The 8,147-nt window shown below is 61.7% G+C and carries 9 protein-coding genes and 1 pseudogene; 8 read left to right on the top strand and 2 right to left on the bottom strand.

The genetic code is table 11. The features are described 5' to 3' along the window. Nucleotides 1–187 precede the first annotated feature (187 nt). Nucleotides 188–1,492 (bottom strand): ATP-binding protein, encoded by a 1,305-nt coding sequence (locus HX801_RS21050; protein WP_003212508.1) that lies wholly within the window; start codon nt 1,490–1,492, stop codon nt 188–190. After that, on the bottom strand, nt 1,489–2,229 hold the full coding sequence (locus HX801_RS21045; RefSeq protein ID WP_003212510.1) for a response regulator: 741 nt from the start codon (nt 2,227–2,229) through the stop codon (nt 1,489–1,491). The genes HX801_RS21050 and HX801_RS21045 overlap by 4 nt, the downstream gene beginning before the upstream one ends. A gap of 216 nt (nt 2,230–2,445) precedes the next feature. Between HX801_RS21045 and HX801_RS21040 the strand changes: the two genes are divergently transcribed. The 8 genes and pseudogenes from HX801_RS21040 to HX801_RS21005 all read left to right on the top strand — a co-directional run bounded on the left by HX801_RS21040 (nt 2,446) and on the right by HX801_RS21005 (nt 7,992). Continuing rightward, entirely contained in the window at nt 2,446–2,688 is a 243-nt protein-coding gene (locus HX801_RS21040) for a DUF2790 domain-containing protein (RefSeq protein ID WP_003212513.1), read from the top strand. 11 nt (nt 2,689–2,699) lie between these two features. Beyond that, nucleotides 2,700–2,879 carry a hypothetical protein gene (locus HX801_RS21035; protein ID WP_087695230.1) on the top strand — a complete coding sequence of 60 codons (180 nt, stop codon included), beginning with the start codon at nt 2,700–2,702 and terminating at the stop codon, nt 2,877–2,879. A 77-nt stretch (nt 2,880–2,956) separates the two neighbouring features. Continuing rightward, a pseudogene (locus HX801_RS21030) lies at nt 2,957–3,475 on the top strand (thioredoxin family protein); the annotation flags it as partial. An 86-nt stretch (nt 3,476–3,561) separates the two neighbouring features. Next, nucleotides 3,562–4,599 (top strand): isopenicillin N synthase family oxygenase, encoded by a 1,038-nt coding sequence (locus HX801_RS21025; protein ID WP_102606492.1) that lies wholly within the window; start codon nt 3,562–3,564, stop codon nt 4,597–4,599. 14 nt (nt 4,600–4,613) lie between these two features. After that, the gene (locus tag HX801_RS21020) at nt 4,614–5,408 is read left to right on the top strand and encodes a MetQ/NlpA family ABC transporter substrate-binding protein (RefSeq protein ID WP_003212522.1); all 795 of its coding nucleotides are present in this window, start codon (nt 4,614–4,616) and stop codon (nt 5,406–5,408) included. Further along, on the top strand, nt 5,405–6,151 hold the full coding sequence (locus tag HX801_RS21015; protein WP_177022665.1) for a methionine ABC transporter ATP-binding protein: 747 nt from the start codon (nt 5,405–5,407) through the stop codon (nt 6,149–6,151). Before HX801_RS21020 ends, HX801_RS21015 begins: the two co-directional genes overlap by 4 nt. Continuing rightward, complete coding sequence (locus HX801_RS21010) at nt 6,148–6,813, top strand: methionine ABC transporter permease (RefSeq protein ID WP_003212526.1); 666 nt, start codon at nt 6,148–6,150, stop codon at nt 6,811–6,813. The genes HX801_RS21015 and HX801_RS21010 overlap by 4 nt, the downstream gene beginning before the upstream one ends. A 99-nt stretch (nt 6,814–6,912) precedes the next feature. Next, nucleotides 6,913–7,992: a sigma-54-dependent Fis family transcriptional regulator gene (locus HX801_RS21005; protein ID WP_003212528.1), complete on the top strand. Its 1,080-nt coding sequence runs from the start codon at nt 6,913–6,915 to the stop codon at nt 7,990–7,992. Nucleotides 7,993–8,147: the final 155 nt, after the last annotated feature.

The following is an 8,147-nucleotide window of genomic DNA, read 5'->3' as shown; positions in this document are numbered from 1 at the left end:
GGCCAGGGATGGCCCATGACGGCGGCCCACGGTCCAAAGCCGGAGTGAGGGCACTCCGAGCCTAAGCGAGGAGCCGAGTGGTGGGGCAAGAGCGTTTTGCTTACTTTTGCGCTTTTCAAAAGTGAGCCGCTGTAAGAGCGGAACCGATACAAGCCATCACCCAAATAATGGATATACACACCGCCCGTCACAGCTCCAGCCGAACCTGCGCACACAACCCCCCGCCGTCCCGGTTGCTCAGGGTCAACTCCCCGCCAATCGCCACCGCCAGTTGCTGGGCAATCGCCAACCCCAGCCCTGTACCACCAGTGCCACGATTACGCGAACTCTCCACCCGGTAAAACGGCTGCATCACCTGCACCAGTTCATCCTCGGCAATCCCCGGCCCCCGGTCCAGCACCTTGATCGAAAGCTCACCCGCCGCCGTCGACCCCACCTCCAACTGCGCCTCCCCGGCAAATTTCAGCGCGTTGTCCACCAGGTTCACCAACACCCGACGCAACGCATGGGGCCGCGTATCCAAAACCACCGCGCTTTTACCGGTCAAACTCACTTGCTTGTTCATATCCTGGTAATCAAACACCAGGCTGTCGAGAAACGCATCCAGGTCGATCCGGCAACTGGCCTCGGTCGACCCATGCACACTGCGGGCATACGCCACACCCTCGCGCACCAGATGCTCCATTTCCCCCAGGTCACTCCAGAGCTTTTCCCGGTCCACCGAGTCCTCCATGAACTCGGCACGCAATTTCATGCGGGTAATCGGCGTCTGCAAGTCATGGGAGATCGCCGCCAGAATCTGCATGCGCTCCTTGAGGTACTCGGCAATCCGCTTCTGCATTTCGTTGAACGCCGCCGCCGCATGCGCCACCTCGGTGGGGCCGGTTTCGTCCAGCGGCGTCGGGCGGGCATTCGGGTCGAGGGTTTCCACTGCCCGTGCCAGGCGTGTCAGCGGGCGGATGGCGATGCGCACGGCGATCCAGGTGCACACCAGCAACACCACCAGTTGCAGCACCAGTACCACCGGCAGCCAGAACGCAAACGGGATCGGCTTGGGATAGACATCAATCGTGACCGGGCTGCCATCGGCCAGGGTCAGGTGCGCCTGGAAGTGTTTTTGCAGGCCCGGGATGTCGCGAAACGTCAGTGGGTAATGCTCGCCCAACGCATCGGAAATCGACGTCGCGGCCATGGGCACGTTGTCGCTGGCCATCGGCTCGCCGGGTTCGCCGGCATTCAGCAGGTAGCGGTAGGCGTTGCGGTCGAGGCGCGGCAGCCAGCTGGCACGCTCGGCGGCGGGCAGGCGGTCGAGGATCGCGATCGACGTCGATACGTCGTTTTCCAGGTTGCCCAGCATTACGCTGCGGGCACTCATGTAGCGCTCATAGAACTGCGCACTGAACGACAGGGCGTTGGCGCACAGCAGGCTGACGATGAAAATTACCGTCAGTTGCGCCGCGAGGGTGCGCGGCCAGCGGAACGTGAGGGTCATGCCGGGTCCCCAAGGATTTCCACGGCCAGGGAGAACACATAGCCTTCGCTGCGCACGGTCTTGATGTAGGCCGGTTCGCGGGCGTCGTCCAAAAGGCGCTGGCGCAGGCGGCTGACCAGCAGGTCGATGGAGCGGTCGAACAGGTCCGCGTCCCGGCCCTGTGTCAGGTTCAGCAACTGGTCACGGTTGAGCACCCGTTGCGGATGGTCGAGGAAGACGCGCAGCAAACGGTATTCGGCACCGCTCAAGGCCACCAGGGTGTTGTCTTCGTCCAGCAGATGGCGGGCGGTGGTGTCCAGACGCCAGCGGCCAAAGCGGATCAGCCGGCCGCTTTCGGTCACCACCAGGTTTGGCGGCAGCATCCGTGTGCGCCGCAGCACGGCGTTGATGCGGGCCAGCAGTTCACGGGCGGCGAAGGGCTTGACCAGGTAATCGTCGGCGCCCATTTCCAGGCCGATGATGCGGTCGGTTTCATCGTTGCGCGCGGTGAGCATCAGGATCGGCGTGGCCTTGTGCTTGCCCACCCGCAGTTCGCGGCACAGCTGCAAGCCGTCGTCGCCGGGCATCATGATGTCCAGCACGATCAGGTCCACGGGCGTGGTGTCGAGGAAGCTGCGCATCTGCCGGCCGTCAGCCACCACGGTGGTGCGCAGGCCGTTCTTTTTCAGGTAGTTGCCCACCAGTTCGCGGATCTCCCGATCGTCATCGACAATCAGAATGTGATCGACGTGATCCATGCTGCCTTCCTCGTTGATTAGTCATTGATGCGCAGTCTAGCCACTGGCGGCGGGCTTGCCTTGTGCCCTTTGTATTGCAGTGTATCTGGCGGTGACGAGATACACATCGACGCAAAAATCCGGGCCTGGCCGACACAATCCGGATACCTCGCAAGGTTCAAATGAGCCCATCGAGGTAATCCGCCTCGGCCCACTTGAACCCCCGGGGAACCACCCATGACTATCAAAGCTGCCTATGCCAGTTGCCTGTTTGCCTTACTCACTGGCCTGAGTGTTGCCGCCCATGCCGAAACCACCGCCAGCCAGCCGGATATCCATCAGGTGCTGTCGATCTCCGAAGAGTCCGGTGGCGCGCTGTGCGGCATCGTCAACTCGAAACTGACCTACCTCGATTCCGAGGGCCAGCGCCACGTCCTCGACTACCGCAAATTTTCCAGCAATTGCCTTGAAGGCAGCTGAGGAGACCGGCCATGACCCCACTCAACAGCTTTCTCAGCGCCCTGGCGTTTTCCCTGGCGGGTGTGGCGGCGGATGTGAATGCCGCCACCGCGAAAAAACTCACTGGCAGTGAAACCTGCTTCCAGAACACGCCGCTGGCGCAAAACGGCGCGGCTCGCAAACGCGCCGAAACACCCCCGGCCACGAGGTGACACCCATGAACTTCATCCGATACCTGCGCCGCTCAAAAGGCCTGCTGCTGTTGGCACTGGTGGTTGCCTTGGTCGGCGTGCCCAAGGCGGTGAACTACCTGATCAACAACGTCGATGCCGAAAGTTTCAGCCAGTCCGATGAGCGCATGCCGTCCCTCGACGGCGCGGTGGCCTGGCTCAACTCGCCGCCGCTGACGGCCGAGGGCCTGAAGGGCAAGGTGGTGCTGGTGGATTTCTGGACCTACGACTGCGTCAACTGCCAGCGCAGCCTGCCGTACGTCAATCAGTGGGCAAAGAAGTACGCCAGGGACGGGTTGGTGGTGATCGGTGTGCACACGCCGGAAAACGCCTATGAGAAAGTCCTGGATAACGTACGCAGCCAGGTCAAGAAGCTGGACATCCATTACCCGGTGGCCATCGACAACGACTACCGCATCTGGCGCGCCTTCGATAACCAGTACTGGCCGGCCCATTACTTCTTCGATGCCACCGGCAAAGTGCGCTACAGCCATTTCGGCGAGGGCCGCTACGACAATCAGGAGAAAGTCATCCAGGCCTTGCTGGAAGAAGCCAGGGCAGCGAACGCGCCAACCTAAGCTAATGCCAAAAAGGTATTTATTGCGGGGTTTTTAGATCGTTTAGCTTCACCACTCCACGTACCTGTTCATGGAGTGAGCACCCAATGTCGCACCCGCTGGCAATCAATACCTTGCCCCTGCTGGACCTGGCGCTGCTCGACGGCAGCCCGGCCCAGCGTGGGCAGTTTCTCGATGACCTGCGCCACGCTGCGCGGCATATCGGTTTTTTCTACCTCACCGGCCACGGCATCGACGCCGGGTTGCTCACCCAGGTGCAGCAGCAGGCGCGCCGGTTTTTCGCCTTGCCGGAGGCCGACAAGCTTGCTGTCGGCATGATCAACTCCCCGCACTTTCGCGGCTACAACCGCGCCGCGTCGGAGATCACCCGGGGGCAGCCGGACCTGCGTGAGCAGTTCGACCTCGGCGCCGAGCGCGAGCCGCTGCGGCAAGGCCCGGATTCACCGGCCTGGTCGCGCCTGCAAGGCCCCAACCAGTGGCCTGCCGCGTTGCCTGAACTCAAGCCCTTGTTACTGGCCTGGCAGCAGGCGATGACGCAGATGTCCCTGCGCCTGTTGCGCGCCTTTGCCCAGGCCTTGTCGCTGCCGGAAAACGCTTTCGACCCGCTGTATGGCGCCAAGCCCAATGAACACATCAAGCTGATCCGCTACCCCGGCCGCCACGCCCAGCAGAGTCGCCAGGGTGTCGGTGCCCACAAGGATTCCGGCTTTCTCAGCTTCCTCCTGCAAGACCAGCAGGCCGGCCTGCAAGTGGAAGTGGAGGAGGGCCGCTGGATCGACGCCTCGCCGCGCCCCGACACCCTGGTGGTGAACATCGGCGAGTTGCTGGAACTGGCCACCAACGGCTACCTGCGTGCCACGGTGCACCGGGTCGAATCGCCGCCCCTGGGCAGCGAGCGTTTGTCCCTGGCGTTTTTCCTCGGTGCGCAACTGGACGCGGTGGTGCCGGTGTATCAGTTGCCGCCCGAGTTGCTGCGCGATGCCCACGGCCCCACCAGTGACCCGCGTAACCCGCTGCTGCGGGACGTCGGCTGGAACTACCTCAAGGGCCGCCTGCGTTCCCATCCGGATGTCGCCCAACGGTTTTACGCCGATGCCACGATTCCCCAAGCCCTGTCCGCCTGATAAGGAACATCACCATGCTCAAGAAAACAGCCCTGGCCCTGGCCGTCCTGATTGCCTCCTTCGACGCGCAGGCCGCCGAGGCCCTGCGTGTGGCGGCGGACCCGATTCCCCACGCGCAAATCCTCGAATACGTGCAGAAGCTCGACCCGCAGCTGCAGCTGAAAATCATCGAAATCCCCAACGGCGTGAACTCCAATGAACTGCTGGCCCACGGTGATGTGGACGCCAACTACTTCCAGCACTTGCCGTACCTGCACTCCCAGGAACAGGCTCTCGGCCAGAAATTCACAGTGGCGGCCACCGTGCATATCGAGCCGCTGGGTATCTATTCCCATCGCCACACCAGCTTTGCCCAGGTGCCGGATAAAGGCACCGTGGCCGTGCCCAACAACGTCACCAACCTGAGCCGTGCGCTGTACCTGCTGCAAGCCAACGGCCTGATCACGCTCAAGCCCGGTTTCAACGACCCGGCCAAGGACCAGGCAACGCCCAAGGACATTGCCGAGAACCCCAGGCACCTGAAGATCCTCGAGATCGAATCACCACAGATTCCTCGTGCCCTGGATGATGTCGACCTCGCCGTGATCAATGGCAACTACGCCCTCGAGGCCGGCCTGTCACCGGCCAAGGATGCCCTTGGGCTGGAAAAAGCCCAGGGCAATCCCTACGCGAATATCCTCGTGACCACCCCGAAATTGCAGGACGACCCACGGATCAAACAGCTGGCAAAGGACCTGAATTCGCCGGAGGTGGCCAAGTTCATCACCGAAAAATATGCAGGTTCGGTGATTCCGGTAGCTGTCGAATGATCGTCGTCGAGCAGGTCAGCAAAACCTACGGCGATGGCCAGCCGCCGGCGCTGGATAACGTGTCGTTGCAGATTGCCGATGGTTCGATCTTCGGGATCGTGGGGCGGAGCGGGGCGGGCAAGAGTACTTTGCTGCGTTGCCTGAACCTGCTGGAGCGCCCGACTTCCGGGCGCATCCTCATGGACGGCCAGGACCTGACGCTGCTCAGTGACAAGCAATTGCGCCAGCAACGCCAGCGTATCGGCATGATCTTCCAGGGTTTCAACCTGCTGCATTCACGCAACGTCGCCGACAATGTGGCGGTGCCCCTGGAAATCGCCGGCCAGCCCAAGGCCGAGCGCGTTGCCCGGGTCAAGGAGTTGCTGGAACTGGTCGGCCTGAGTGACAAGGCGCTGGCGTTTCCGTCGCAACTGTCCGGCGGCCAGAAGCAGCGCGTCGGCATCGCCCGGGCGCTGGCGGCGCGCCCGGATTATTTGCTGTCGGACGAAGCCACCAGTGCCCTCGACCCGGAAACCACCGCGTCGATCCTGGAACTGCTGCGCAGTATCAATCGGCAACTGGGGGTGACCATCGTGTTGATCACCCACGAGCTGGATGTGGTCAAGGCTATCTGCGACAGCGCGGTATCCCTGGCCAATGGGCGTGTGGTGGAAAGCGGCAGCCTGATTCAATTGCAGGCCGACCCCGCCTCAAGCCTGGGCCGCTCACTGGCCCCCAGCCTGCCAGCGGTGAGGGCAGTATGAAAACGGACTGGAACGACATCCTGCAACTGCTGCTCACGGCCACCGGCGAAACCCTGTACATGGTGCTGCTGGCGGCGGTCTTTACCTTGCTGATCGGCCTGCCCCTGGGGGTGCTGCTGTTTGTCAGTCGCCGCGGCGGGCTGTTCCCCTTGCCACGGGTGAACCGTGTGCTGGGTGCGGTGATCAACCTGGGCCGCTCATTGCCCTTTGTGGTGATGCTGATTGCCTTGATTCCACTGACCCGGCTGATCGTCGGCACCACCCTGGGCAGCACCGCCGCCGTGGTGCCGATCACCATTGGCGCCTTTCCGTTCTTTGCGCGGATTGTCGAGAACGCGCTGGACGAAGTGGACAAGGGGCGCATCGAAGCCATCGTTGCCATGGGTGGAGATATTCGGCATGTGATCTTCAAGGTGCTGCTGCCGGAGGCGCTCCCTGCGTTGCTTGCGGGGTTGACCCTGACCCTGGTGATGCTGATCGGCTTTTCGTCCATGGCCGGGGTGATTGGCGGTGGCGGCCTGGGCGACTTGGCGATTCGTTATGGGTACCAGCGTTTCAATAACCAGATCATGGTGGTGACGGTGATTGTGTTGGTGGTGCTGGTCCAGGGCGTGCAAAGCCTGGGGGATCGTTGCGTGAGGTCGCTGGCGCATCGTCGATAAACGGTTATGTACTAATGAATTTTTAATATTTCTAGTTATATGCACGACTGGGTAAAGTTCCCTTACGTACCTTCACCTCGTCGCCGGGAAATACTCTTCATGAACCGTCCCCACGGGCATCCCACGCCGATCCTGACTTTGCCCCAGGGCGAAAAAGACCCGTTGTCGATTCGCGCCAAGGCACTGGTTTTTGCCGACCCGCGTTCCCTGCAACTGCTCGAATATTTGCAACGTGTTGGCCCCAGTGAAGCGCCGGTGTTGATCAATGGCGAGACCGGCACCGGCAAGGAGCTGGTGGCGCGCTATATCCACAGCGCCAGCGGCCGCACCGGTGCGTTTGTGCCGGTGAACTGTGGGGCCATCAGCGAGAACCTTGCGGAAAGCGAATTTTTTGGGCATGAGGCCGGCTCGTTTTCCGGGGCCTCGGGGCGGCGGATCGGCTGGTTTGAAGAAGCCGATGGCGGCACCCTGTTCCTCGATGAGATCGGTGACTTGCCGCTGCCGTTGCAGGTGAAGCTGCTGCGGGTATTGCAGGAGCAGGAAGTGGTGCGAGTGGGGTCGCGCAAGCCGATCAAGATCAATATCCGGCTGGTGACGGCCACCAACATCGACCTGGAGCAGGCGGTGGAGGCGGGCAACTTTCGCCTTGACCTGTTCTATCGCATCAACGTGGCGCAGGTGCAGGTGTTGCCGTTGCGTGAGCGGCCGCTGGATATCCTGCCGTTGGTTGAGCATTTTCGGCGGCTCTACAGTGCCAGGCTGAAAATCGCTGAGCCGATGTTGTCGGAGTCGGCGACCCAGGCGTTGCTGGATTATCCGTGGCCGGGGAATATTCGTGAGCTGGAGAATGTGGTGCACCTGGCGCTTTTGGTGGCTGGGGACAGGCCGATCATGCCGTCGCACTTGAAGTTTTCTGCGGGGCTGAGTGCGATGCATGCCAGCGTTAACAGCGGGGCGCCGAGGATTCCGCAGGAGGTGGTGCGGGAGCAGTTGCTGCGGTTGTTCGAGGTGCCGGGGGATTCGTTGTTGCACGATATCGAGGATTTGATCGTGCGGGAGGCGTTTGCGTTTTGTGGGTTTAATCAGTTGCGTACGGCGGAGTTGTTGGGGGTGACGCGCAATGCCATGCGGACGCTTTTGGTGAATCATGGGATGCTCAAGGGGCGGGTTAAACCCTGATTTTTTGGTGTACATATCCGTTATTTGGGTAACGGCTGCTTATGGTTTCGCTCTTACAGCGAGTCACTTTGCAAAAGCGGCAAAGTAACTCGGGCTGAATGGGGCCGTCAGATCAAAATCAAAAGCAAAGGCACAGCGGCCTCCCGGCCGGCTTG

It is taken from the genome of Pseudomonas sp. G1002 (assembly GCF_013385455.1).
Taxonomy (GTDB): domain Bacteria; phylum Pseudomonadota; class Gammaproteobacteria; order Pseudomonadales; family Pseudomonadaceae; genus Aquipseudomonas.
This window is presented reverse-complemented; position numbering and strand designations above follow the sequence as displayed.